Source organism: Comamonas sp. JC664 (assembly GCF_042647185.1).
Genome location: NZ_JBHRUZ010000018.1, coordinates 1 through 21830 on the forward strand (window position 1 = coordinate 1; position 21830 = coordinate 21830).

Below are 21830 nucleotides of genomic sequence, written 5' to 3' on the forward strand. Positions count from 1 at the left end.
AAGACGCTGGGATCTGTTGGCGCGCTGTTCTCGTCGCCAGAAGGCTGGCGCTGCGTGGGGCTGGACATCAATGCCAACCATATCCGGGGTGTGAAGAGCGGCTGGGTCACCGGTACCGCCAAGCCCGTGCATATCGGCCGCATGACCCAGGTCTGGCAGATCGACATGGTCAACGATGACGGCAAGCTGACCTGCGTTTCACGCATCACGATGGCGATGCTGGAAGACGCCGCTTAAGGCCTTATTCAGTTGCCGTAGGCCACGCGCGCCAAGGCACGCGCCAGCTCCCAGGCCGGGTCGACCAACGGCAGGCCTTGCATGCTGGCCGCGCCTGGCAGGGCCAGCGGTATTTCGGTGCAGCCCATGATCAGCGGCACATCGCCATGGCGGGCGCGCATGGCCTGGGCCACGGCGGCAAAATCGGCGCGCGCCTGGTCCATGCGGTCGGCCTTGACACCCTGGTAGATGCCGCGCATCAGCAACTCACGCTCAGCCTCTTGCGGCAGGTGCACGGTGATGCCGCAGGCGGCCAGCGCCTGGTCATACAGGCCAATGCGGTAGGTGCCTTGCGTGGCCAGCAGCATGCAGGCCTGGTGGCCTTGCTCTTGCAGGCCCTCGGCCACCACGCGCGCAATGTGCAAGAGCTGCAGCTGCGGGTAGGCCTGCTGCAGGCGCCCATGCCAGGCGTGGGCGGTATTGCAGGCCACGGCCACCGCCTGGGCGCCCACTGCCTGGAGCTTGTCCAGGCCCTGGCACATCATCGCGAAGGGGTCCTCTGCGGTCTCGGGCGCCAGCAGCGCGGCGCTGCGGTCCGGTATCGGCAACTGGGCCAGCCAATGCGTGGGGTAGCCCTGGTCGGTAACAGCGGCGCCGCTGGCCCGCAAATGGTCTGCGCAGGCCTGTACAAACAGGCGCACAAAATCAGCGCCCGCTGCCGGGCCCATGCCGCCCAGAATGCCTACGGTGGAAAGCGTCATGCCGAACTCCAGAGAAAATGAAAAATGGCCCGTTGCCGGGCCATTGCAGTGCGTGCCGTGCACGACACGGGATTGTCCATCAGATCGCAGGCTTGTCGCTTTGCGCCGTCAGATTGTCCTGAGTTCCTTGTTCATCGGCAGACCCAGCGCCTGTTCTTCGCGGGATGGGTTGCATGAACCACTTGTCGTACAGCTTGGTGAACTCACCGGACTTCATCATGCCGCCGATGACGCCATCGACGATCTTCTTGAAGGCAGGATCGTCCTTGGGCAGCATGCAGGCATAGGGCTCGACTTGCAGCGCATCGGCCACACTTCGTAGGCAGCAGGGTCCTTGGAGTTGGCCTTCAAGCCGTACAGCAGGATGTCATCCATCGCAAAGCCGGCTGCGCGGTCGTTTTCCATCAGCAAGAAGCCGTCGGAATGGTCCTTGGCCAAGGTGATGTTGATGTCCAGCTTTGGTCGGCGCTGTACTTGCGCACCACAGGCAGGTTGGTGGTGCCGGTGGTGATCGCCAGCGTCTTGCCCTTCAGATCGGCCAGCTGTTGATGCCGAGCTCTTCTTCACGGCCACGCGGGTGCCGGTGTAGAAGTAGTTGATCGCGAAATCCACGTCCTTGTTGCGGGCGCTGTTGTTGGTGGTGGAGCCGCATTCGAGCACGATGGTGCCGTTCTGGATCAGCGGAATGCGGTTGGCCGAGGTGACCGACTGCCACTTGACTTCAGGTCGGGCTTGCCGATTTCCTTGCGCACGGCATCGGCCACGGCATTGGAGATGTCCACCGAGAAGCCAATGGCGTTCTGGCCACCGGAGAGGTAGCTGAACGGCACCGAGGATTCGCGGTAGGCGAACGTGATTTCGCCCGAATCCTTGGCCTTGGCCAGCACATCGGCAAGGCCGAGGGCAGGCAGGCAACGGCAGCGGCAGCACAGACCAGCGACTTAACAAACTTCATGGTGAGACCTCCTTGAATCAATCAATGCAACAGTGTAGAAACCAGTGCTTTGTTCCAACAATGCCTTTTGGGACAGGCCCATAACGCTTGGTTATGGTGCATGGCATACCGCAAAGGTGAAGAACCGCTGTACTATAAGCAAACGGCATGCCTGTTGCCCATTTTGCTATGCGACAGCCTGAATTCAAGCGCCTATATTAAGGGTTTTCAGGGGGTGTTCCATGCAGGTATGCATTCTGGGTGCGGGAATTGTGGGTTTGGCGGCCGCCTATGAGCTGCACCAGGCTGGGCACCAGGTTACGGTGGTTGACAAAGCCTCACATGCGGGCAGCGGCACCAGCATGGGCAATGGTGCGCAGCTGAGCTACAGCTATGTGCAACCCTTGGCCGACCCCGCCATCTGGAAGCAGTTGCCCAAGCTGCTGTTCAGCAGCGACTCGCCGCTCAAGTTCCGCCTGCAGGCCGATCCCCAGCAATGGAAATGGGGCCTGGCTTTCTTGGGTGCCTGCAATGCCGACCGGTCTGCGGCCAGCACCCGCACATTGCTGCAGTTGGCCGCCGTCAGCGCCAGCGTTTTGAGGCCATGCAGACCCAGGTGGGCGGCGACTGGGACTACAGCAGCACCGGCAAGCTGGTGCTCTACCCCAGCGATGCAGCCGTGCAGTCGGCGCGCCACCAGCTCGAGGTGCAAGCCAGTTGGGCAGCGCGCCCCAGCGCATCGTCAGCGCCGACGAAGCCGTCGCGCTGGAGCCTGCGCTCGCCGCCTACCGCAGCCAGTTTGCCGGCGCCGTGCACACGCCCAGCGAGTGCGCCGCCGATTGCTACCAGGTCTGCCGCCAGCTCGAAGACTGGCTGCGCCAAAAGGGGGTGAAGTTCATCATGGACACGCCCATCCACAGCCTGCGCCGCGAAGGCGGCAAGATCGTCGCGCTGCAGACGGCGCAGGGCGATATCGAGGCCCGAGCACTTCATGGTGGCGCTGGGCGTGGACAGCGTGGCACTGTGCAAGCCACTGGGCGTGGACCTGCCGGTCTACCCGCTCAAGGGCTACAGCATCACCCTGGATGTGGCAGCAGCCGGCCACAAGGCGCCCACGGTGAGCATCACCGACAGCGCGCGCAAGGTGGTGTTTGCGCGCATTGGCGAGCGCCTGCGCGTAGCCGGCATGGTGGAGCTGGTGGGCCACGACCTGCGCATTCCGCAGGACAAGATCCAAAGCCTGTGTGCCTCCACCGAAGCGGTGTTTCCCGGCTGCAGCGATTTTGTGCAGGTCCAGCCCTGGGCCGGCCTGCGCCCTGCCACACCGACTGCTGTGCCGATTGCCAATTGCGCAGGCGCCAGCAATCTGTGGATCAACACCGGCCACGGCGCGCTGGGTTTTACGTTGGCGTTTGGCACGGGGGCACAGCTGGCCTACGAGATCGGCCAGGCTGCCTGAGCCGCGCAATCGCACAATCGCACGTTGACGCAGAGGCTTACAGCTGCGCCGCCAGCACCTTCTGCATCTCGCGCGTGATCGCCTTGACCAGCAGTGATTGCGGCTGCGAGACCGCGCGGATCGCATTGACCGGCACCTGCAGGCCGGGCGCCAGCGGCAGCACATCGACCTTGCTCGTGTCGGCCGACAAGGCGGTGCAGCCATCGACCATGGCCACGCCCAGGCCGTGGTGGGCCATGGCCAGCGCCGTGTGGTAGGTCTGCACGGTCACATAGTGGTTCAGGCCGGCGCTCGATTCCCGCGCCAGCTGGCTCAGCAGCATGCCCACGGGGTCCTGCGCATCGAGGCTGATGGTGGGCACGCCGGTCAGGTCATCGAGCGAGAGGCTGCCCGCGCGCAGCTTGAAGGGCGGCAGCATGCCCTGGGCACCACGCAGACCATCGGCACGCGGGCCAGGTTCTCCTGCTGCAGGCTGGCCTGCTGCACATTGCTCAGCACAAAGCCGACATCGGCCTCCTGCATCATCAGCGCGAGACGATCTGCGGCGAATGCAGCGACTGCAGGCTGACGCTGACATGCGGGTGCTTCTGCTTGAACTGCGCCAGCGCCCGGGGCAGCACCTCGTGGCCCAGCGCCAGCACGCTGGCAATGCGCAGCGAATCGCTGTCGCGGCCCTGGCGCAGGCTGTCAGCGAGGCGCTGCACCTCTTCGAGCTGGGCGAACAGCTTTTCCATGTGCGGCAGCAAGGCCAGCGCCTCACTGGTCGGCGTCAGCCGCCCCTTGCTGCGCTGGAACAGCGCAAAGCCCAGCTGCAGCTCGGCATGCTGCAAGGTGCGGCTGACGGCTGGCTGCGAGATGTTGATGAGGCGCGCCGCAGCGCTGACGCTGCCGGTGTGCATCACCGCGTTGAAGACTTCGATATGGCGCAGGCGCATGGGGGCCTCAGGGTTCAGCGGCCCGCGCCGATGTTGTTGTCGCCGGGGCCGCCGTGGCCATCTTCGGCCTGCATGCGCGCCAGCCGCGCGCTTTTCCAGTACACATCGTCACCGCCATCAACGCGGTTGAGCACGCGCGCCAGCACAAACAGCAGATCGGACAGGCGGTTGAGGTACTGGCGCGGTGCGGCGCGCATGGCCTCGCCCTGCTCCAGCGCCACCACCATGCGCTCGGCGCGGCGCGCGACGGTGCGGCAGACATGGGATTGCGCGGCCGCACGCGTGCCGGCGGGCAGGATGAATTCGGCCAGGCGCGGCAGCTGCGCGTTGTAGTGCGCCAGTGCGGTGTCGAGCTGCAGCAATGCATCGTCCTTGAGCAGCTCGTAGCCGGCATCGACAGCTCGCCGCCCAGGTTGAACAGCTGGTGCTGGATATCGACCAGCAGCTCGCGCACATCGGCGGGCAGCGGCTCGCACAGCAGCAGGCCGATGTGGGAGTTGAGCTCGTCGACATCGCCCATCGCCTGGGGCCGGCCGCTGGCCTTGGAGACGCGGTGTTGTCGCCCAGCCCGGTGCTGCCATCGTCACCGTTCTGGTCGCAATTTGGGAGAGACGGTTGCCCATGGGTAATCCTTGTAAAGCAGCGGTGAACCAGCGCCTATTTTCTGTACCGGCACAGGAAATATGTAGCCGAGGCAACACTAAGCAAAAATGATAGCAAAACCGGCGATTCCGGGTTCAATAGAGCCATGTCTGAATGACGAAAGGATCTACAGATGTCTGGCAAGTTTTTCGCCCATCCCTTTGACGCCCGCAGCGTGATGCTGTTTGCATCGATTGCGGTCACATCGGCGATGGCGCATGCCCAGCCGCTCAATAGCAGCCAACAACGCATCGGTCAGGCCGCTAGCGGCAGCCGCATTATCCAGGTTGAGCGCCAACTGGGCACCATGACCCGCGCCGCCATCAGGCGCGCCAACCGGTCAAAAAGGCGCTCTGACCCAGCAGCCACTGCCGGTTTTCCGATCTCTCCCCTCCCCGCTACGGCGGGGTTTTTTCATGCCCGGCTGCAGCGCAGCGGACAGCCATGAAAAGCCGGCGGTGCTATTCTTGGCTCCCGCCCTGGAGAACCCGATGAACGCGCCCACCTCCCCCCACATTCTGGCTGCTGCGCAGCGCCCCATTCCCGATGCCTTCATGGCAGCGCTCAGTGCCCGTTTTGGCAGCCAGTGCGTGACCTCGCAGGCCGTGCGCGAGCAGCATGGGCGCGACGAAGGCTCCATCACCGCGCCGCCGCCAGCGGCCGTGGTCTATGCCCAGTCGAGCCAGGATGTGCAGGATGCCGTGGCGCTGTGCCACCAGCACGAGGTGCCCGTCATTGCCTACGGCGCCGGCTCCTCGCTCGAAGGCCATCTGCTGGCCGTGCAAGGCGGCATCAGCATCGATGTGAGCCGCATGAACCAGGTGCTGTCGATCGACACCGAGGACCTGACCATCACCGTGCAGCCGGGCATCACCCGCAAGCAGCTCAACGAGGCGATCAAGGACACCGGCTTTTTCTTCCCGATCGACCCGGCGCTGACGCCTCCATTGGCGGCATGGCATCGACCCGCGCCAGCGGCACCAATGCCGTGCGCTACGGCACCATGCGCGAGAACGTGCTGGCGCTGGAGGTGGTGACCGCCAGCGGCCAGGTGATTCGCACCGGCAACCGCGCCAAGAAAAGCGCGGCCGGCTACGACCTGACACGGCTGATGGTGGGCAGCGAAGGAACGCTGGGCATCTTTACCGAGATCAGCCTGCGCATCTACCGCTGCCCGAAGCGGTGAGTGCCGCGATCTGCTCGTTCCCGACGATTGAAGCGGCCGTGCGCACCGTGATCGAGACCATCCAGATGGGCATTCCGATTGCGCGCGTGGAGCTCATTGATGTGAATGCAGTGCGCATGGTCAATGCCTACAGCAAGTTCGATCTGCGCGAGGAACCGATGCTGCTGATGAGTTCCACGGCTCGCCCACCGGCGTCAAGGAGCAGGCCGAGATGGTGCAGGACCTGGCCCGCGAGCATGGCGGCAATGCCTTTGAATGGGCCGAGCGCCCGGAAGACCGCACGCGCCTCTTCACCGCCCGCCACAATGCCTACTTTGCCGCCGTCTCCAGCGTGCCCGGTTGCCGCTGCATCACCACCGATACCTGCGTGCCCATCAGCCGCCTGGCCGATGCGCTGCTGCAATGCGTGACCGAGGCCGATGCCAGCGGCATCCCTACTTTCTGGTGGGCCACGTGGGTGACGGCAACTTCCACTTTGGCTACCTGATCGACCCGGACAACGATGCCCAGCGCGCGCAGGCCGAGCAGCTCAACCACCAGCTGGTGCAGCGCGCCATTGCGCTGGGCGGCACCTGCACCGGTGAGCACGGCATTGGCGTGCACAAGCAGGGCTTTTTGCTGGAAGAAGCCGGCGAAGGCGCCGTCGCCATGATGCGCGCCATCAAGCAGGCGCTGGACCCCAAGAACATCCTCAACCCGGGCAAGATCTTCCAGCTGGGCTGATCCATACCAGCGACCCAGTGAAAGGCCCGCGCAACCAAGCGGTTGCGCGGGCCTTTTTACGCCTTGTGGCGGGTTTTCTGCGGGTGCCCAGGGGGTACAGCGTCTTGCTCAGGCAGGCACCACAGCGGCCTTTTCCTTTTGCTTGCGCGCGGCCACTCCGGCGCCGACAAAGCCGGCCGACACCACGCTCAGCACCATGCCCACGGCCGCGCCAAAGAACACACCGGCGTTCATGTGGTGGTCCAGCATGTAGCCAAACACCGGAGCGGCCAGGCAAAAGCCCAGGTCCAGCCCGAGTAGACGGTGCCATAGACCCGGCCGGTGGCACCCGGCGGCGCGGCGCGCTTGACCAGCATGTCGCGCGAGGGGCCGGCCAGGCCGGTGCCGATACGGCGAGCGCCGCCACACCAGCGCCGCATAGCCGGGCAGCCAGCCGGTGCCCACCAGCGCCAGCAAGATGCCGGAGAACAGCAGGCAGGCAGAGATGACTTTCTCCAGCCGCTCCACCCGGCCACCAGAAAGCCGCCCAGCACCATGCCGGCGGCGCCAAACAGCATATAGCCGGTGACCACATAGGCGGTGATGCTGGCGGGCAGCCCGTAGAGCTGCTGCAGCGCCGCGCTGGAGAACGACTGGATGGCGCTCATCGCGCAGGTGGTCCAGAAAAAGAACGAGAAGCACAGCCAGACCGAGGGCAGCTTCAGGAAGGCCATCGGGTGCTCCTGCTTGCCGGCTACCGCCGCCTTGGCAGGGGCCGCGCCAGGCAGGCTGACCCGGTCATCGAGCGCATCGCGGTTGATGACCATGATGGTCAGGATGATGGCCGCCAGCGCGGCGCCGCAGAGGCAAGCCATGCGCCAGGAGCGGTGGCCGAGGTGATGCCGGCCATGAACACCGGCGCCGCCGCCAGCCAGGTTGCCCGAGAGCCCATGCACCGAGAAGCCATGGCCAGGCGCTGGGGCGAGAGGCGCTTGTTGAGGATGGTGAAATCCACCGGGTGGAAGGGTGCGTTGCCCAGGCCGGCAAAGATGGCGGCCAGCATCAGCTGCGCATAGCTGTTGGCGGTGCCGGCAATGACACCGGCCACCGCAAAGCTGCTGAGCGCGGCAAACATGATGGGGCGGGCGCCAAGCGGTCGACCACAAAGCCGGCCAGCGCCTGGCCCACGCCCGAGACGATGAAAAGGCCGACACCAGCACGCTGAGCTCGGAGTAGCTGAAGCCGAAATCTGCAATCAGCCAGGGGAAGAGCGGCGGCAGCAGCAGGTGGAAGAAGTGCGAGGAGCCATGGGCCAGGCCCACCAGGCCGATGGTGCGCGAATCTTGGCGCAGGCTGCCCAACGCGCTGGGCCGGCGCGCCCGGCGGTATTGTTGTGCTGGTTGTCATGGCAGCGATGTTAGCCAAAGCCCTGTCGGCATGTATGCGACAGAGAGACGATTACTATCGCCAATGTGCCAAGCTGCTGCACTGGCCCTTCCCATCACTGCCACCCCCAACCGCCTTGCTGCCATGACTTCTGCCCGGACTGCCTCCCCGCCCCACGCGGCACGCGCTGCCGCCAGCGGCGAGGCTGCCAGCGCCCGCCGTGCCTGGCAGTATGTGGACTCGCTCACCCCGCACCTGTTTGTGCCCACCGCCGAGCGGCCGGTGCGTGCCAAGCTGCGTGAGCTGAGCGGAGACACCCGGGTGCTGCCCCACCAGCATGCCTGGGCGCAGCTGGCCATCTCGGTCACCGGCACCGTGCACCTGCGCGTGCCATCGGCCACCTTTGTGGTGCCGCCCCGGCGCGCGCTCTGGATTCCGCCGGTGTCGAGCATGCGGTGACCCTCGTGGAGACGGCCGAGCTGCGCACCCTCTACATCTACCAGGCCGAAGGTCAGTGCGGCCCGGCCCGGGTGACAGCGCTGCCAACCTCTGGCGCGCTGCCGTGTGCTGGAGGTCTCCGAGCTGATGCGCGCGCTCGTGTGCGATCTGCCCACCCTGCCCGACGATGCACCCGCGCCCAGCGCCGCGCAGCTCGCGCGCGAGCGCCATGTCAGCGCGCTGCTGCTCGATGAGCTGCGCCAGGCGACCCAGCTCGATCTGCGGGTGGACATGCCGCGCGACAAGCGCCTGCACAGCCTGTGCCAGGCCGTCCTGGACGACCCGCTGGCCCATGACAGCCTGCAGGCCTTTGCCCACAACAGCGGCGCCAGCCCACGCACCATTGCGCGCCTGTTCCGCCAGGAGCTGGGCTGCACCTACCTGCAGTGGCGCCAGCAGGTCATTCTGGCCAAGGCGGTGGAGCTGGGTGCCAGCGGCCTGGCCATTGGCCAGATAGCTGCCGAGCTGGGCTATACGCCCAGCGCCTTCAGCGCCATGGTGCAGCGTGCCTGCGGCCTGTCACCGGTGCGTTTTCTGGGCATGCAGACCCGCTAGGAGGCCGTTCCAGGTCTGCCGCCGTTTCTTCCACTATCCAACCTCTGCCATTCCCACCATGCCCCTGCACAGCTACGAACCCGCCAAGGCCACCGCCTGCCCCATGACCCCTTCAACGCCATCGTCGGCCCGCGCCCGATTGGCTGGATCTCCAGCACCAGCAGCAGCGGCGTGCTGAACCTGGCGCCCTACAGCTTTTTCAACGCCTTCAACTATGTGCCGCCCATCGTCGGCTTTGCCAGCGTGGGGCGCAAGGACAGCCTGAACAACATCGAGGCGACGGGCGAGTTTGTCTGGAACCTGGCGAGCGAATCGCTGGCCGAGGCGATGAACCAGAGCTGCGCGGCCGTGGGCCCCGAGGTGAACGAATTCGAGCTGGCCGGCCTGGCCACCGAGCCCTCGACACTGGTGCGCCCGCCGCGCGTGCAGGCCAGCCTGGTGACGATGGAATGCCGCTGCACCCAGATCGTGCAGCTGCAGACCGCGCAAGGCACGCAGGTGCCCACCTGGCTGGTGCTGGGCGAGGTGTGATGGTGCATATCGACGAGCAGCTGCTCCAAGGCGGCGTGTACCAGACGGCAGCGGGCAAGCCGCTGCTGCGCGGCGGCGGGCCGGGCGACTATTTCACGATCAGCGAGGCGGGCAAGTTCGTGATGCGCCGGCCCGCGTAATGCCGCGCGGCATCGTCAATCGCAGCGCATGCCGGTGGCTGCGGCAAAGCTGCCCAGCGACCAGCCCTGGCGAGCAAAAAACATGCGGGTGCTGAGCGGATCGAGCCGCTCGGGCGCCATGCGCTCGCCCAGGTAGTGCATTTTCTTGTTGCTGATATCGACATAGCCAGGCGGTGGCTGGCAGCGAGCTTGTGCCACAGCGCATGCGCGCCCGGTGACTGGCGCGCGCCTGTGACCAGGCACAGGCCGGCATCGAGCGCCCAGCGGTAGATGCAAGAGGCCAGGCCCTTGCGCTGGTAGGCGGGTCAAAGCGGCTGTGCGGGCCGCGTATGTAGCGGTCGGCGCGCTTGTCCAGCTCGATCAGGCGGTTGAAGACGGTAAAGCCCGCAATGCGGTGCTCCAGCTGGTCTTCGACATAGACATAGAACTCGCCATCGGCGCTGCGGTAGCGGATGGCAAAACGGGGGTCGGACAAAGGGATCTCGGGCAGGCCATGGAGCCTGTCGCCGGGCGTGTGGATGCGATCGTGGATGGAGGCGCATTCGCCTTCGAGTTGCTGGGGTGGAATCGGCTCACATCGATGCGCAACTCCACCGGCCGGTACAGCCAGGATGCCCAGAGGGGGGTATCGCGAGGTTCATACAAAACTCCTTCAGATGAAAACCCGGCAGGTTAGCCCCGGCAGCATTTCGCACGCAAAGGGTGCGATATGCCCGCTGCTGGCAAACACAAAAAGCCCGCCTGGGGAGCCAGGCGGGCTGTCAAAGTGCAAGGCCTTACGCTTATTGCACACCCAATGTCATCGACGAGGTGGCACGGTTGCCAATCGCCACGGCAGACGAGCGGTGCCCGATACATTGATGCCGCTGGTGCCCGGTACGCCGGAGGCGCTGTAGCTGCCACTGACCACTGCCGACACGTTGCCGCTGTTGATCTGGGTGGAGGTCAGCTGCGCGCTGGCCATTTGCTGGCCAGGCAGGGCCGACACGTTCACGACGTTCTCCGCGTTGTTGCCCACGGCCGTGGCGCTGGCCGTATTGCCGCTCAGGTTGAGCGAGCTGCCACGGCTGAAGCCATCGGCGTTCAGCGTTGCGGTGGCCAACACGTTGCCGCTATTGGCCTGCGAATTGAGCAAGCCCACGCCAGAGCCGCTGTTGAGCGCCGTGCCGGCACCTACCTGCACGCTGTTGAGGGACGTATTGCCTGCCGCCACTGCCAGCGCCTGGTTGCCGGTGGTGGTGATGTTGCCATCAAGCCGGTTGGCAGCACTGCCACCGGCCAGCAAGCTGGTGGTCGAGGTGACGGCACCGGTGTTGCCCTGCGAATTGGCCAGCAACGCAAACTGGTCGCTCGCCTGCGTGCCGGCAGCCAGCGTCAGCTGGTTGTTGGCGACGTTGGCACGCGCCATGCTGCTGGCCTGGTTGCCCGTGATGGTGGTGTTGCCGCTGGCATCGGTAGCCACACTGTTGCCGCTGAGGATGTCCATCCGCGTGGTCGCCGAGGTGGCGCCTGCCGAGGTCTGCACGCTGCCCAGCAGTGCCGGCTGCAGGCCGCCCGTTCCCAGCGTGCTGACGGCGTTCATCTCCAGGCTGTTGACGGCTGGTTTGGCTGGCATTGGCGCTGAACTGGTTGTTGCTCACCACCAGCTCATGGCCACCGGCACGCGTGGTGTCTGCCACGGTGTTGCCATCTACCCCCAGGTTGACCCAGGTGAGCGATTGTGCATTGCCCGACGACACGTTTTGTGCGTTGTAGAGAATGGCCGCGGAGCTGCCATCGATGCGGCTGCCGGCTATCGAGACCTGGTTGTTCGCCTGGTTGACGATGGCATCCGAGGCGCCCTGGTTGCCGGTGACGGTGAGGCTGGCGCCCGAGGCCGTGTCGGCACGCAGGCCGATCAGCATCGGGGCTGGCTGGGGCGCAGGGCTGACGTTGATGAAGTCTGCGACCGTGGCACCGACATTGCCGGCCTGGTGGTCCTGCACATTGACCACGATGGCGCCAGAATCAACCACACCATTGGTGGCATTGATGCGGGCCAGGTTGTCGGCCTTCTGGCTGGCAGCGCTGGCGCTGAACTGGTTGCCGCTGACCACCAGCGTGGCATTGGTGGCGCTGGCAGTCGCTGCGCCCACCAGGTTGGAGCTGGCGCTGGCCTCCACTGCGCCGGTGGCATGGCCCTGCGTGTTCATCACCACGGCGGCCGATTGCGTCACCGTATTGTCGGCACGAGTTGGGCATCGTTGGTGGCGGAGGCGGCCGTGGCCTCTGCGCCCACCTGGTTGCCGCTCACCGTCAGGCTGCTGCCCGACAGGCTGGTCGAGCTGCTGCCGATGCGCGCAGCGCCAGCACCGGCCGAAACGGCACCGCCGCATTCACCTGGGTATTGGCCGTGGTGGCCAGGCTGCCAGCAATGTTGCTGGCGCCTGCACGGGTCTGGTTGCTGGCGCTGGAGCCCTGGGCCTGGGCTTGTACCAGGTTGCCGCTGACGCTCATGGTGTCATTGCTGCTGTCCAGGGTCTGCACGCCCAGCGATAACACACTCGCACCAGCGGTGACGACGGGCGAGACCAGGGTCTGGGAATTCGTGGTCTCCAACACCGCACCGTCGATACTGCCTGCAGCAGCCACAGCCGTGCGGTTGCTGCCGCTGTTGCCATCGGCCTGGGCGCTGACGCTGTTGCCCGCGACGCTGTAGCTGTTGTTGCCGAGCCAGGCTTCTGGTTGTCGATGCCCAGGGTGGTTGCCGAGCCTGAGGCGATGACAATGCCGCCATTGCCCTGGGTCGCCGTGGTGGCCAGAACCGTACCGGGCGCCTGCACCACATCACCGATGCCGTGATCTGCAGGTTGCTGGTCTGCTGGTTGCCGCCAGCAGAGGCTTGCACCTGGTTGCTGCTCACGCCCAGGGTGCTGTCCGTCATGGGCTGGTTGGGGGTGCCCTGAACCCGGATACCCAGCAAACCACCGACCGAGGAGATGCCAAAAACAGGGCCGTGGCCACTTGGTCAACGGTACTGCTGGCATCGGCCCCCACATTGACGCTGCCGCCCTGCACCTGGATACCCGCCTGGGTGGTGTTGGCCTGGGCACTGGCATCGACCTGGTTGCCCGAGACACTCAGCCCCAGGTTGTCCATGGCATTGGCGGGGTTGGCACCCCCGGTCTGGTTCAGGCGGATACCTACCTGGGTCAGGGAGGTGGTGCCAAACACCGCCCCCGTTGCCGTCTGGCTAACCGCCGCCGTCGCCGGGGTGCTCATGTCCACCGCTGTGCCGGTGATCTGCATGGTGCCTACCGCCGTGCTGCCGATCGCGGTGGAGGTGGCTTCGTTATTGCTCACGCTGGCGGTATCACCATCGTGGTTGCCCACCACATTGGCGGCATTGACGCCGATCAGTCCAGAGGTCGTGCTGCTGACGGTGCCGCTGACCTGCTGGGCAATGTCCACCGTGGGCAGCGTCGGCGGCTGGTTGTTGATGGTCAGGGCGGCAGCCGCACCGGTGGCAAGCCGGTGCTGGTTTCCGATGGCCAGCGCATCCACGCCATTGCCGTTCACCACGCCATTGCTGGGGAAGTTGGTGTACTGCGCATTGCTGCTGTTTTGGGCGTTCACCACCCCGTTGCTGGTCTGGTTGGCCGAGGGTCCGGCCACCGGAGCGGTTCCATTGCTCTGCGCCAGCGCCACACCGGAGGTCGCAGCGATCAATGCCGCCGCAGCGGCCAGCGGAGCCAGGCGTGCCCGGCGAAGAAAGGTTGGGTGCTTGTGGGACATGACTGTCTCTAGGGGTACAGGGAGGAAAACTAGACGTGATTTGGGTGTTTTATGCTCTTAGTGCCCGTCTATAAAGCGCTATAAGCTATGAAATTGGTAGCTTTGAAATGTTGCCAGTCAAGGCTTGACCTGCAACCGCGCAGCAGGCGGTAGCCCGCGCCGTAGCGGTGCACGGTGGTGTCGCCGGGCGTGGGCGCCACAGCACCTGCACCTGGCCAGGCGGATGCCATGCTGGGCCAGTTCAGCGCGCAGCGCCTGCAGGCGCTCGTCGGTCAGCGCATCGCGCCGGGCGGGGTTCTGGTCGTTCTCGTTCTCGCGTGCCAGCAGCGCCATGCGCACGCCCTGGCCGGCGCGCAGGCGGGTGGCCACGGTCTCTGCAGCGGTGGCCGATTGCTGCGCAATGCGGGTGTTGTTTTCTTCAAAGACCACGTCCAGCGAGGTCATCGCGGCCTTGGTTTTTTCGGGCATCGGCTCGGTGGCTGCAGCGACAGGAGCAGCAGCCGGTACAGGCGCAGGGACCGGTGCTGCAGGTTCGGTGGGAACAGGCGTTGGCGGTACTGCAGCGGCTCGCCTGCTGCCGTCTTGGCGCCTTCCATGCAAGGGCCGGCTGGGGTCTGCGTCACCGTGCTGATCAGCTCGAGCACGCCCTGCTCCAAGGTAGTACGCACGCCCAGTTGCACGGGCTCCAGGTCCTTGCTGCCGGCGTTGATGTCAAACAGGTTGCTGCCAAAGAAGCGGAAGATACCCGCACAATCTCGCGGCCCACGATCTGCTTTTGCAGGCTGACGGCACGCACCACGCGCAAGGTCTTGGTCTCGACGATGCGCAGGTCGGCGCCCACGTTCATCGTGAAGACGCGGTAACGCGGGCCGATTGGTTGACCTGGCTTCGATGCCGCCGGACTGGATGTTGTAGTTCACCTCGGTGAGGCCACCGATGATGTAGTAGTCGAGCGCAGGATGGAGCCGCCGTAGTACGGCAGCCAGGGCACCGCGCGCTGGCCTTTCTCATCGGCCAGTGCGTGCTGGTTGCCATCGCCCAGCTGGCGCCGGTCGGTGTAGGCCAGCTCCAGCTCGGCCACGCGGGTGTCAAAGCGCTCGCGCACATCGATGGCGCCGCCGAGCTTGCCCAGCGCCGAATAGACCATCAGCGATCCGCCCTGGGTGACGACATGCCATCGCCCTGGGAGTACTTGCCGGTGTAGTCCTTGATGTCGCCCACGGCAATCGACAGCGGGGCGCGGCCGTTGCGCTGCTCGACGATGCGGTGCGACAGGCAGGCAAAGCTGTTGTCCAGCGGGGTGCCGTTGTGGCGCGGGCCAGGGCCTTGCATCACGGGCGCTTCGTCATCGGCCATGCGCACCTGCTGGTAGGTGGCAGCGCGCAGCCGCTCAGCAGCAAGGTGGCGGCCAGGGCCGACAGGGTCATCGTGCGGCGGGGCAGCGGACCGCGCGCGGACAGGGGGTAAAGGTTCAGGGCGTGCATGGTGTCCTCCGTCCGCGCTTTAGTTGATGGCACCGCTGGCGCCGAACTGGCAGGCTGAACTTCCGCTCACGTTGGTGCTTTGGTTGCCGCTGTTGTTCTGCGCGACCTGCATGTCCTGCTGGCCATGGGCGTTTTCGCTGTTGATCGGCGCCATCGTGGTCGTCGATGGCTGCCCTGCACGCCACTGCTGATGGCGCCGCTGTTGCTCTGGTTGTTGTTGGCCACGCCACCACGGCCCAGGTTGTCGCTGCTGTCGCTGGCGCTGCCGGTGCTCGATGCGCTGTTGCCTGCCGATGCATTGGTCTGCGGAGAGGCGACCTGGTTGGCCTGGTCGGCCGAGCTGCTGTTGCCGGCGGCGGTGGGCTGGAAGTTGCAGTTCACCTGGCGCTCGATATTGGTGATGTAGGTGCTTTTGAAGGCGTCGTAGTAGCCGCCTTTTTTCTTCTCTATGAGGTCGTTGGTAAGGGCCGGTTGGCCCGGTCGGCGCTGGTCTGGAACTGCCAGGGCACCGATTCGCCGAGCCAGCCCTGGGCATGGCTGGAAGCGGCTGCGTCAGCAGGGCTGCGGCAAGGTAGATGGCGCTGTGTTCATGTCGTCCTCACAGTTGGGTGTTGTGTGTTCATGGGCAAAACAGATGGGAGCGACGACAGGCATCCATGGCGGCCAGCCATCGCATGGAAGGCATGTTCGGCTGGCAGTAAGCAATTGTAAATAGACCAGATGTACTAGCCTAAAGACCAATTAGCAGCGCAAGTGGGACGAAAAATGCATCCTTGTATTCTCAATAAATCCATAAAATCATTGGACTTTTTTCAACACGAGCAGATACTTCGAAACTATCAAAGCGGCGGTAAGGCGCACTAGTTCATATGGACTATTGGTTGCTTCGGTAAATAGATGTAAGGTACGGGCCATGAAGAACTGCGCCCCCATGCCGCAAGAAGGAGCCTGCGGATATGACACTGCCCCTGCCATCGGTCATGCTGGTGGATGACCATCCCCTCTTCCGCCAAGGCCTGCGCATGATGCTGCTGAGCAGCAACATGCTGCAGGCCGATATCCACGAAGCGGGCTCGGTCACCGATGCGGTGGCGCAGGAGCACTGGGTCAACCTGGTCATGCTCGACATCAGCATGCCCGGCTGTGATGGGCTCGAAGGCATTGGCCAGATCCGCAAACGCTGGCCCGGCGCCTATGTGGTGATGCTCTCGGGCCATGACCACCCGAGCTGATGCGCGATGCGGTGCGCCAGGGCGCCTCGGGCTTCATCTCCAAGGCGCTGGAGCCCCGAGGCCATCTGCGCGCAGGTGCAGCACTGGTTGCTGCGCAGCCTGGGCATGGAGCACACATCCACAAGGCCAGCGGCCGCAGCCTGGAGCCCGCCGCCAAGCCCAGCGCCGAGGTGCTGCCGCTGCGCCAGTATGAAGTGCTCAAGATGCTGGCCAAGGGCTTTAGCAACAAGGCCATTGCCAAGCATTTCGGGCTGAGCGAACACACGATCCGCAACCAGGTGGCGTCCATCCTCAAGCACCTGGGAGCCGATACCCGTACCCAGGCGGTGCTGGTGGCGCAACGCAACGGTATCCTGCCCGCCACGGCCATCAAATAAAAAGCTGCTGCTGTCGCCGCCCAAGCGCCAGCGCCATGCCACTTGCCGGCCCGATGCCAGGCAGGTGCACAACGAGGAAGCGATGATGGATACAGGCCCCAAGACAAGCCCCAGTGGATGCGCTGGGCACTGGCCGTTTTGCTGCTCTGCTGCCTGGTGGGCTGGCGCCCGCCAAGGCGGCATCTGACCGCTTGCGCATCGGTATACCGCTGGAGCCCGCGTCGTTCGACATCACCAGCACATCGGCGGCCACCGCCAGCGAGATCACCTACGCCAATGTGTTCGAGGGCCTGACCATCATCGACGGGCAAGGCCAGATCAAGCCGCGTCTGGCGCAGAGCTGGACCGTGAGCCAGGACGGCAAGCAGGTCGATATGGTGCTGCGCCGCCAAGTGCGCTACCACGATGGCAAGCCCTTCAATGCCGCCACGGCTGCCTTCAGCTGCAGCGCCTGCTGCAGATGAAGAACACCAATGCCTACCTCGAATGGTTCGACAAGCTCGTCTCCGTCGAGGCCGTGGACGAGTACCTGCTGCGCATCCGCCTGAGCGAGCCCGACGCACTGCTCAGCTATGCGCTGGCCATGCCGGCGCGGTGATGGTGCACCCCGACAGCGCCGCGAGCAATGCCGCACGCCGGTGGCACCGGCCCCTACCAGGTCGAAAAATGGACCAAGGGCAAATCGATCACCTTGCTGCGCAACGAGCAGTGGTGGGACAGCAAGAAGCCCGCCATCCGCATGGCCGATTTCCTCTTCATGTCGAGCGCAGCCGAGACCGAGAACATGCTGGCCGAAGGACGCATCGATGCGCTCAGCTCGGTCACGCGGCTGACGGCCTCGTTCATGGCGCGCACCGACTATGTGATGGGCCAGCGCGGGGTGGAAGGCAAGCTGCTGATCGCGATGAACAATGCGCGCGCGCCGCTGAACGATATCCGCGTGCGGCGGGCCATCAACCATGCCCTCGACCGCAGCCGCTACCAGAACATCTATGGCGGCTCTATCGAGGTGCTGCCCATTGGCAGCCACTTCTCGCCCCACCACCGGCCTATGTCGATCTGGTGCAGCGCTACCCCTACGACCCGGCCCAGGCCAAGGCCCTGCTCGCCCAGGCCAGGTGGCCCCGGGCACCAGCCTGCGCCTGGCCGTGCCGCCCACCGACTACGGGCGCTACGGCAGCCTGATCGTGGCCGCGCAGCTCGAAGCCATCGGCCTGCAGGTCGAGATCATCCGCATGGACTGGCCCACCTGGCTGGACCAGGTGATGAAGCGCAAGGACTATGACCTGAGCCTGATCATGCATGTGGAGCCAATGGACATCGGCATCTATGCGCGCGATGACTACTACTTCCAGTACAACAACCGTGTGTTCAAGAAGATCTGGGAAAAGCTGCGCGCGTCCGCATCGCCCAGGAGCTCGATGACTGGCTGGGCCAGGCGCAAAGGCAGCTGGCCGAAGATGCGGTCAACGCCTTCATCGTCGTGCGGCCCGAGCGCAACTTCATGCGCAAGGGCCTGGTGGGCATGTGGTCCCAATGCCCGATCCCGACCTTTGCGCTCGAAGACCTGCGCTGGCAGAACTGACAGCAATGGCAGCTTCCCCTATGCCAGACAGCCCATCACTACCACCACCAGCACCTGCCGCGCAGGCCGCACCGGACAAGCGCAGTTTTCCGATGTCGGTGACCTCGCGCATCTTGCTGATGCTGGTGATTCTGGCCGTGGGTATTGCCGTGGTGTTTGCCTTGACCTTGCAGGGCCTGCGCCGCACCAACCAGGCCCTGCAGCAGCTGTCCAGCGTGGAGATGGAGCAGCTCATTGCCAGCACGCGCGTGATGCAGCAAAGCGAGATGATCGGCAGCTATGCGCGCCTGGTCGCCATCACCAACGACATCGGCGAGCGGCGGCTGAACATGGTGGAGCTGACCGACCGCATGGGCTGGCTCGACAAGCTGCTCGGCGAGATGACGCAGACACGGCTTGATGGCGCGATCGACCCGCTGATGCAGTCCAAGCGCAATGCGCTCAACGCCAATGTGCAGCAGCTGAGCCAGGCGATCTTTCAGCCCGCGCAGCATGGCCTCGATGACCGGCCGTCTTCCACTTGGTGGCCGAGAACCAGATGCTGGCCACCGACATGTCCTTGCTGGCCAGCCGCGCTGCGGCGACCTGCGGCGCCAGCTCAATGAGCGCAGCGTGCAGCTGTCCCGGGATGTGGCGGCCCAGCAGAGCAATCTGAACTGGCTGGTGGCCGTGCTGATCCTGTGCGTGGCGATGGCGGGCATCTACATGCATGCTCGGTCTCGCGCGCCTGGTGGCGCTGCGCCGCGAGGTCAGCAATGACGAGTTTGGCGGCATCTACGCGGTGCCCCAGCAGTGGGGTGACGAGATCGACCAGCTGGGCCGGGCCATTGCGTCGTACAAGAAGCACTGAGCGACCATGCCCGCTCGGCCCAGAACGCGGTGCGCGCCAAGAACCGCTTTCTGGCCGGCGCCAGCCATGACCTGCGCCAGCCGGTGCAGGCGCTCAACCTGTTTTTGGAGACCTTGCGCGGCTCGGGCCTCAACAGCCAGCAGGCGGTGGTGCTCGAGCACGCGCGCGCTGCGCTGTCGGCCAGCCGCGAGATGCTCGACACCCTGATGGATTACTCGCGCATCGAGGCCGGCGTGCTGGACCCCAAGTTCCAGCCGGTGGCCATTGCCGGCTTCTTGCGCCGGCTGGAGAAGGAGTTCGGCCCACAGGCCGACGCCAAGAACCTGGTCTTCCGCGTGCGCGACAGCGAAGACTGGATCTACACCGACCAGTCGCTGCTCTTTATGCTGCTGCGCAACCTGGTGTCCAACGCGCTGCGCTACACCGACCACGGTGGCGTGCTGCTGGGGGTGCGCAAACGCGGCCTGCAGCGCGTGATCGAGGTCTGGGACACCGGTGTGGGCATCGATGACGAGCACCACGACCTAATCTTCCAGAAGTTCCGCCAGGTGGCCGAAGACCAGCACATGGGCACCAAGGGCCTGGGCTGGGTCTGGCGATCGTGCGCGAGCTGGCCGATATCCTGAACGTGAAGGTCGCGCTGTCATCGATCCCGGGGCGCGGCAGCGTCTTCCGCGTCAGCCTGATGGCAGAGGCCGTGCCGCCGGCGGCTATGGGCTGGTCGCCGGCCTGTGGGAGCAGCCCGACGATGGCGACTACTCGTCGCTGCATGGCCTCAAGGTGCTGGTGGTCGATGACGAGCCGCTGGTGCGCGTGGGGCTGGCCAGCATGCTCGAGCAATGGCATTGCCAGGTGATGAGCGCGGCCAATGTGGACCAGGTGCGGCGCCTGATCGGCCATATGCAGGAGAGCAACAGCAAGCCTTCGATGTGGTGCTGACCGACCTGCGCCTGTCGGCCACCGAAGACGGCAGCATGGTCGTCATGGCCGTGCGCGATGCACGGCCGAGCATGTGCCCTGGCAGCAGATGCTGCCCCACTACGTGATCCTGACCGGCGACACGGCCCCCAAAGGCTGCAGATGGCCAACAGCCTGGGGGCGACCTTGATGCACAAGCCCATCGATCCGCGCCAGCTGCACAAGCTGCTGGCCCGGAGCTGCAGCTGCGCTGCGATATTGAGGAGTTCATGGAAACCCAGCCGCCTGCCGATATCGACGAGGTCATCGACAGGGCATGAAAAAACCCGCCGGGGTGAGCGGCGGGTTTGCTGGCCTGGCTAGGCAGTGCGGAAGGCTTATTCCGACAGCTGGCGCATCGTGGCCTGGTCCAGGCGTCCCGTCACCGACAGGCCCTGGTCTTGCTGGAAGGAGCGCAGCGCGTTCTGCGTGCGCGGGCCGGAGGCGCCATCGGGGGTGCCCACATCGTAGCCCAGCTCGTTGAGGCGCTGCTGCGCTTGCTTCATGCTCAGGCGCACATTGGTCTTGGCGCCGGGTGCCGAGGTCTGGCTGGGCGCTGCGGCGCCATCCACACCCAGACGACCGCCACCGCCCAGGCCCTGGCCCTTGACGGATTGCGCACTGTAGTTGCGCAGCGCCTGCACCATCTGGTTGTAGGCATCGACGAAAGCGGCCGACACGACCTTGCCTTGCGAGGTGTTGGAGTAGCCACCCATGCTGGCACCAGCTGCGCCACCGAACAAGGTACCAAAGCCACCCCAGTCGGTGTTGCTGGCATTGCCGGTCGACGAGGACACCTGCACGCCCGAGCGGTTGTCCACCAGGGTCAGCATGGCCGATGCTTCACGGGTCTTGCTGTTGGCAGCCACGCCTGCGAGCGCGCCGCCGCCACGGCCGCCCAGGATGCCGCCCAGCGCCGCGCCAAAGCCGCCGGCATTGTCTTCGCTGAAGGTCACCTCAGGCGTCAGGCCGTAGTCCGATGCGACCACTTGGCCTTGCCGAAATTGCTGCCCTTGCGCATTTCGCCGTTGTCCATCATCGCGCGCTCGCGGTTCATCGCGTTCATGCCGGCAGCGCTGCGTTCCACGACCACAAAGCAGTTCGATTGCTGGATCAGCACGCGCAGCAGATTGGCGGTCGGTGGCAGGCGGTATTCGTTGCGCAAGATGGTGTACCAGCCCGCTTGCTGGTTCTCGACCAGGGAGACGGTACCCACCGGCGAATCACATTTTTCGAGTTGGCTGTTTTCGCCCTGGCTGCTGCCCCTGCTGCGCCACCGGTCACCATGTTGTTGGTGCCGCCGCCAGCTTCATACGGTGCTTTCGCAGCCTGCCAATGCCAAGACGGCCAGTGCCGCCAATGCTGCTTTTTCATGTCGCTCTCCGCAAATCATTCAGTTGTTCATTCAAAGCGAGCCCGGATTCCTTCCAGGCTCGCTTACTTCGAATTCGTATTTTTGCTTTGCGCTGCTGACACGGAATCACTGCTTCCAGGACCTCGTGGAGCGTTGTCCGCTCTTAAGCGAAGTTGTTAGTAAATGTCACCCCAAATCACGACGTGCAGCACATGGCCGGTGCATTATCCACGTAATTTATCAATCAATCCATTCAGGGCATCCAGAGAGCC

At 65.0% G+C, this 21830-nt stretch carries 30 protein-coding genes and 10 pseudogenes; 20 read left to right on the top strand and 20 right to left on the bottom strand.

Features of this window, described 5'->3' with window-relative positions; translation table 11 throughout:
- Nucleotides 1–237: hotdog fold thioesterase (locus ACFODQ_RS02820; protein WP_377014951.1), on the top strand; the 237-nt coding region annotated here is incomplete at its 5' end.
- 8 nt (nt 238–245) lie between these two features.
- On the opposite strand, the gene ACFODQ_RS02825 is transcribed toward ACFODQ_RS02820, so the two are convergent.
- The 4 genes from ACFODQ_RS02825 to ACFODQ_RS02840 all read right to left on the bottom strand — a co-directional run bounded on the left by ACFODQ_RS02825 (nt 246) and on the right by ACFODQ_RS02840 (nt 1864).
- Nucleotides 246–977 (bottom strand): aspartate/glutamate racemase family protein, encoded by a 732-nt coding sequence (locus ACFODQ_RS02825; RefSeq protein WP_116925321.1) that lies wholly within the window; start codon nt 975–977, stop codon nt 246–248.
- A 79-nt stretch (nt 978–1056) separates the two neighbouring features.
- Nucleotides 1057–1254, bottom strand: coding sequence for a hypothetical protein (locus ACFODQ_RS02830; protein ID WP_377014953.1), 198 nt, complete (start codon nt 1252–1254; stop codon nt 1057–1059).
- Nucleotides 1194–1664, bottom strand: coding sequence for a hypothetical protein (locus ACFODQ_RS02835; protein WP_377015008.1), 471 nt, complete (start codon nt 1662–1664; stop codon nt 1194–1196). Before ACFODQ_RS02835 ends, ACFODQ_RS02830 begins: the two co-directional genes overlap by 61 nt.
- The gene (locus tag ACFODQ_RS02840; RefSeq protein ID WP_377015010.1) at nt 1655–1864 is read right to left on the bottom strand and encodes a hypothetical protein; all 210 of its coding nucleotides are present in this window, start codon (nt 1862–1864) and stop codon (nt 1655–1657) included. Before ACFODQ_RS02840 ends, ACFODQ_RS02835 begins: the two co-directional genes overlap by 10 nt.
- A 289-nt stretch (nt 1865–2153) precedes the next feature.
- Between ACFODQ_RS02840 and ACFODQ_RS02845 the strand changes: the two are divergent.
- From ACFODQ_RS02845 to ACFODQ_RS02855, 3 genes and pseudogenes are all read left to right on the top strand, one after another.
- Nucleotides 2154–2255, top strand: a pseudogene (locus ACFODQ_RS02845) (FAD-dependent oxidoreductase); the annotation flags it as partial.
- Between the two features lie 373 nt (nt 2256–2628).
- Nucleotides 2629–2832, top strand: a pseudogene (locus ACFODQ_RS02850) (FAD-dependent oxidoreductase); the annotation flags it as partial.
- A 70-nt stretch (nt 2833–2902) separates the two neighbouring features.
- Nucleotides 2903–3370 (top strand): FAD-dependent oxidoreductase, encoded by a 468-nt coding sequence (locus tag ACFODQ_RS02855; protein WP_377014955.1) that lies wholly within the window; start codon nt 2903–2905, stop codon nt 3368–3370.
- Nucleotides 3371–3407: 37 nt separating this feature from the next.
- Here ACFODQ_RS02855 and ACFODQ_RS02860 read toward each other — a convergent pair.
- Nucleotides 3408–4305, bottom strand: a pseudogene (locus ACFODQ_RS02860) (LysR substrate-binding domain-containing protein).
- A 14-nt stretch (nt 4306–4319) separates the two neighbouring features.
- A pseudogene (locus tag ACFODQ_RS02865) lies at nt 4320–4825 on the bottom strand (cob(I)yrinic acid a,c-diamide adenosyltransferase).
- 255 nt (nt 4826–5080) lie between these two features.
- Here ACFODQ_RS02865 and ACFODQ_RS02870 point away from each other — a divergent pair.
- The 3 genes and pseudogenes from ACFODQ_RS02870 to ACFODQ_RS02880 all read left to right on the top strand — a co-directional run bounded on the left by ACFODQ_RS02870 (nt 5081) and on the right by ACFODQ_RS02880 (nt 6856).
- Nucleotides 5081–5395: a hypothetical protein gene (locus ACFODQ_RS02870; protein WP_377014957.1), complete on the top strand. Its 315-nt coding sequence runs from the start codon at nt 5081–5083 to the stop codon at nt 5393–5395.
- 106 nt (nt 5396–5501) lie between these two features.
- Nucleotides 5502–6133 (top strand): annotated as a pseudogene (locus tag ACFODQ_RS02875) (FAD-binding oxidoreductase).
- A gap of 38 nt (nt 6134–6171) precedes the next feature.
- Nucleotides 6172–6856: pseudogene (locus ACFODQ_RS02880) on the top strand (FAD-binding oxidoreductase).
- Between the two features lie 108 nt (nt 6857–6964).
- On the opposite strand, the pseudogene ACFODQ_RS02885 reads toward ACFODQ_RS02880, so the two are convergent.
- A pseudogene (locus ACFODQ_RS02885) lies at nt 6965–8196 on the bottom strand (MFS transporter).
- A gap of 169 nt (nt 8197–8365) precedes the next feature.
- On the opposite strand from ACFODQ_RS02885, the pseudogene ACFODQ_RS02890 reads away from it, so the two are divergent.
- Nucleotides 8366–9274: pseudogene (locus ACFODQ_RS02890) on the top strand (AraC family transcriptional regulator).
- A gap of 58 nt (nt 9275–9332) precedes the next feature.
- Nucleotides 9333–9945: pseudogene (locus tag ACFODQ_RS02895) on the top strand (flavin reductase family protein).
- Here the strand turns inward: ACFODQ_RS02895 and ACFODQ_RS02900 are convergent.
- From ACFODQ_RS02900 to ACFODQ_RS02950, 11 genes are all read right to left on the bottom strand, one after another.
- Nucleotides 9905–10420, bottom strand: coding sequence for a hypothetical protein (locus ACFODQ_RS02900; RefSeq protein ID WP_377014959.1), 516 nt, complete (start codon nt 10418–10420; stop codon nt 9905–9907). The pseudogene ACFODQ_RS02895 and the gene ACFODQ_RS02900 overlap by 41 nt on opposite strands.
- Before the next feature lie 324 nt (nt 10421–10744).
- On the bottom strand, nt 10745–11281 hold the full coding sequence (locus tag ACFODQ_RS02905) for a hypothetical protein (protein ID WP_377014961.1): 537 nt from the start codon (nt 11279–11281) through the stop codon (nt 10745–10747).
- Entirely contained in the window at nt 11196–12161 is a 966-nt protein-coding gene (locus tag ACFODQ_RS02910) for a hypothetical protein (RefSeq protein WP_377014963.1), read from the bottom strand. Before ACFODQ_RS02910 ends, ACFODQ_RS02905 begins: the two co-directional genes overlap by 86 nt.
- Nucleotides 12162–12240: 79 nt before the next feature.
- The gene (locus tag ACFODQ_RS02915; RefSeq protein WP_377014965.1) at nt 12241–12576 is read right to left on the bottom strand and encodes a hypothetical protein; all 336 of its coding nucleotides are present in this window, start codon (nt 12574–12576) and stop codon (nt 12241–12243) included.
- Between the two features lie 288 nt (nt 12577–12864).
- Nucleotides 12865–13719, bottom strand: coding sequence for a hypothetical protein (locus tag ACFODQ_RS02920; RefSeq protein WP_377014968.1), 855 nt, complete (start codon nt 13717–13719; stop codon nt 12865–12867).
- A 117-nt stretch (nt 13720–13836) separates the two neighbouring features.
- A complete protein-coding gene (locus ACFODQ_RS02925; RefSeq protein ID WP_377014970.1) occupies nt 13837–14163 on the bottom strand; it encodes a hypothetical protein in 327 nt (108 codons plus the stop codon).
- On the bottom strand, nt 14160–14639 hold the full coding sequence (locus ACFODQ_RS02930) for a hypothetical protein (RefSeq protein WP_377014972.1): 480 nt from the start codon (nt 14637–14639) through the stop codon (nt 14160–14162). Before ACFODQ_RS02930 ends, ACFODQ_RS02925 begins: the two co-directional genes overlap by 4 nt.
- Nucleotides 14636–14866, bottom strand: a complete 231-nt coding sequence (locus ACFODQ_RS02935; RefSeq protein ID WP_377014974.1) for a hypothetical protein — start codon at nt 14864–14866, stop codon at nt 14636–14638. Before ACFODQ_RS02935 ends, ACFODQ_RS02930 begins: the two co-directional genes overlap by 4 nt.
- Nucleotides 14866–15081 (bottom strand): hypothetical protein, encoded by a 216-nt coding sequence (locus ACFODQ_RS02940; RefSeq protein WP_377014976.1) that lies wholly within the window; start codon nt 15079–15081, stop codon nt 14866–14868. Before ACFODQ_RS02940 ends, ACFODQ_RS02935 begins: the two co-directional genes overlap by 1 nt.
- A complete protein-coding gene (locus tag ACFODQ_RS02945) occupies nt 15051–15203 on the bottom strand; it encodes a hypothetical protein (RefSeq protein WP_377014978.1) in 153 nt (50 codons plus the stop codon). The genes ACFODQ_RS02940 and ACFODQ_RS02945 overlap by 31 nt, the downstream gene beginning before the upstream one ends.
- 19 nt (nt 15204–15222) lie before the next feature.
- Nucleotides 15223–15357 (bottom strand): hypothetical protein, encoded by a 135-nt coding sequence (locus tag ACFODQ_RS02950; protein ID WP_377014980.1) that lies wholly within the window; start codon nt 15355–15357, stop codon nt 15223–15225.
- A 36-nt stretch (nt 15358–15393) separates the two neighbouring features.
- Here ACFODQ_RS02950 and ACFODQ_RS02955 point away from each other — a divergent pair, with 36 nt between their 5' ends.
- From ACFODQ_RS02955 to ACFODQ_RS02980, 6 genes are all read left to right on the top strand, one after another.
- A complete protein-coding gene (locus ACFODQ_RS02955; protein WP_377014982.1) occupies nt 15394–15609 on the top strand; it encodes a hypothetical protein in 216 nt (71 codons plus the stop codon).
- Nucleotides 15610–16159: 550 nt separating this feature from the next.
- Entirely contained in the window at nt 16160–16435 is a 276-nt protein-coding gene (locus ACFODQ_RS02960) for a response regulator transcription factor (RefSeq protein WP_377014984.1), read from the top strand.
- Nucleotides 16435–16812: a response regulator transcription factor gene (locus ACFODQ_RS02965; RefSeq protein ID WP_377014987.1), complete on the top strand. Its 378-nt coding sequence runs from the start codon at nt 16435–16437 to the stop codon at nt 16810–16812. Before ACFODQ_RS02960 ends, ACFODQ_RS02965 begins: the two co-directional genes overlap by 1 nt.
- A 113-nt stretch (nt 16813–16925) precedes the next feature.
- Nucleotides 16926–17276 carry an ABC transporter substrate-binding protein gene (locus ACFODQ_RS02970; RefSeq protein ID WP_377014989.1) on the top strand — a complete coding sequence of 117 codons (351 nt, stop codon included), beginning with the start codon at nt 16926–16928 and terminating at the stop codon, nt 17274–17276.
- Entirely contained in the window at nt 17273–17410 is a 138-nt protein-coding gene (locus ACFODQ_RS02975; RefSeq protein WP_377014991.1) for a hypothetical protein, read from the top strand. Before ACFODQ_RS02970 ends, ACFODQ_RS02975 begins: the two co-directional genes overlap by 4 nt.
- A gap of 27 nt (nt 17411–17437) precedes the next feature.
- The gene (locus tag ACFODQ_RS02980; protein ID WP_377014993.1) at nt 17438–18097 is read left to right on the top strand and encodes an ABC transporter substrate-binding protein; all 660 of its coding nucleotides are present in this window, start codon (nt 17438–17440) and stop codon (nt 18095–18097) included.
- 60 nt (nt 18098–18157) lie between these two features.
- Here ACFODQ_RS02980 and ACFODQ_RS02985 read toward each other — a convergent pair whose 3' ends face one another.
- Nucleotides 18158–18349 (bottom strand): hypothetical protein, encoded by a 192-nt coding sequence (locus ACFODQ_RS02985; protein ID WP_377014995.1) that lies wholly within the window; start codon nt 18347–18349, stop codon nt 18158–18160.
- Between ACFODQ_RS02985 and ACFODQ_RS02990 the strand changes: the two genes are divergently transcribed.
- The 5 genes from ACFODQ_RS02990 (at nt 18349) to ACFODQ_RS03010 (ending at nt 20528) form a co-directional block, all read left to right on the top strand.
- Nucleotides 18349–19002 carry a hypothetical protein gene (locus tag ACFODQ_RS02990; RefSeq protein WP_377014997.1) on the top strand — a complete coding sequence of 218 codons (654 nt, stop codon included), beginning with the start codon at nt 18349–18351 and terminating at the stop codon, nt 19000–19002. The genes ACFODQ_RS02985 and ACFODQ_RS02990 overlap by 1 nt on opposite strands.
- Nucleotides 19003–19009: 7 nt before the next feature.
- Nucleotides 19010–19156, top strand: a complete 147-nt coding sequence (locus ACFODQ_RS02995) for a hypothetical protein (RefSeq protein ID WP_377014999.1) — start codon at nt 19010–19012, stop codon at nt 19154–19156.
- 120 nt (nt 19157–19276) lie between these two features.
- Entirely contained in the window at nt 19277–19873 is a 597-nt protein-coding gene (locus tag ACFODQ_RS03000) for a sensor histidine kinase (RefSeq protein ID WP_377015001.1), read from the top strand.
- 154 nt (nt 19874–20027) lie between these two features.
- Nucleotides 20028–20186 (top strand): hypothetical protein, encoded by a 159-nt coding sequence (locus ACFODQ_RS03005; protein WP_377015003.1) that lies wholly within the window; start codon nt 20028–20030, stop codon nt 20184–20186.
- Nucleotides 20187–20327: 141 nt separating this feature from the next.
- Complete coding sequence (locus ACFODQ_RS03010) at nt 20328–20528, top strand: hypothetical protein (protein ID WP_377015005.1); 201 nt, start codon at nt 20328–20330, stop codon at nt 20526–20528.
- A 14-nt stretch (nt 20529–20542) separates the two neighbouring features.
- Here the strand turns inward: ACFODQ_RS03010 and ACFODQ_RS03015 are convergent.
- A pseudogene (locus ACFODQ_RS03015) lies at nt 20543–21597 on the bottom strand (peptidoglycan-binding protein).
- Nucleotides 21598–21830: the final 233 nt, after the last annotated feature.

What these genes read in the sequence shown, in the direction of transcription:
- ACFODQ_RS02925 (WP_377014970.1), bottom strand. Translation starts at nt 14,163, where the DNA reads ATGACCTCGCTGGACGTGGTCTTTGAAGAAAACAACACCCGCATTGCG.
- ACFODQ_RS02935 (WP_377014974.1), bottom strand. Translation starts at nt 14,866, where the DNA reads ATGGTCTATTCGGCGCTGGGCAAGCTCGGCGGCGCCATCGATGTGCGC.
- ACFODQ_RS02965 (WP_377014987.1), top strand. Translation starts at nt 16,435, where the DNA reads ATGCGCGATGCGGTGCGCCAGGGCGCCTCGGGCTTCATCTCCAAGGCG.
- ACFODQ_RS02980 (WP_377014993.1), top strand. Translation starts at nt 17,438, where the DNA reads ATGCCGCACGCCGGTGGCACCGGCCCCTACCAGGTCGAAAAATGGACC.
- ACFODQ_RS02855 (WP_377014955.1), top strand. Translation starts at nt 2,903, where the DNA reads ATGGTGGCGCTGGGCGTGGACAGCGTGGCACTGTGCAAGCCACTGGGC.
- ACFODQ_RS02950 (WP_377014980.1), bottom strand. Translation starts at nt 15,357, where the DNA reads ATGGCGCCGATCAACAGCGAAAACGCCCATGGCCAGCAGGACATGCAG.
- ACFODQ_RS02990 (WP_377014997.1), top strand. Translation starts at nt 18,349, where the DNA reads ATGCCCGATCCCGACCTTTGCGCTCGAAGACCTGCGCTGGCAGAACTG.
- ACFODQ_RS02830 (WP_377014953.1), bottom strand. Translation starts at nt 1,254, where the DNA reads ATGCTGCCCAAGGACGATCCTGCCTTCAAGAAGATCGTCGATGGCGTC.
- ACFODQ_RS02920 (WP_377014968.1), bottom strand. Translation starts at nt 13,719, where the DNA reads ATGTCCCACAAGCACCCAACCTTTCTTCGCCGGGCACGCCTGGCTCCG.
- ACFODQ_RS02960 (WP_377014984.1), top strand. Translation starts at nt 16,160, where the DNA reads ATGACACTGCCCCTGCCATCGGTCATGCTGGTGGATGACCATCCCCTC.
- ACFODQ_RS02870 (WP_377014957.1), top strand. Translation starts at nt 5,081, where the DNA reads ATGTCTGGCAAGTTTTTCGCCCATCCCTTTGACGCCCGCAGCGTGATG.
- ACFODQ_RS02975 (WP_377014991.1), top strand. Translation starts at nt 17,273, where the DNA reads ATGAAGAACACCAATGCCTACCTCGAATGGTTCGACAAGCTCGTCTCC.
- ACFODQ_RS02955 (WP_377014982.1), top strand. Translation starts at nt 15,394, where the DNA reads ATGGCGCCGCTGTTGCTCTGGTTGTTGTTGGCCACGCCACCACGGCCC.
- ACFODQ_RS02945 (WP_377014978.1), bottom strand. Translation starts at nt 15,203, where the DNA reads ATGCACGCCCTGAACCTTTACCCCCTGTCCGCGCGCGGTCCGCTGCCC.
- ACFODQ_RS03010 (WP_377015005.1), top strand. Translation starts at nt 20,328, where the DNA reads ATGGCCAACAGCCTGGGGGCGACCTTGATGCACAAGCCCATCGATCCG.
- ACFODQ_RS02825 (WP_116925321.1), bottom strand. Translation starts at nt 977, where the DNA reads ATGACGCTTTCCACCGTAGGCATTCTGGGCGGCATGGGCCCGGCAGCG.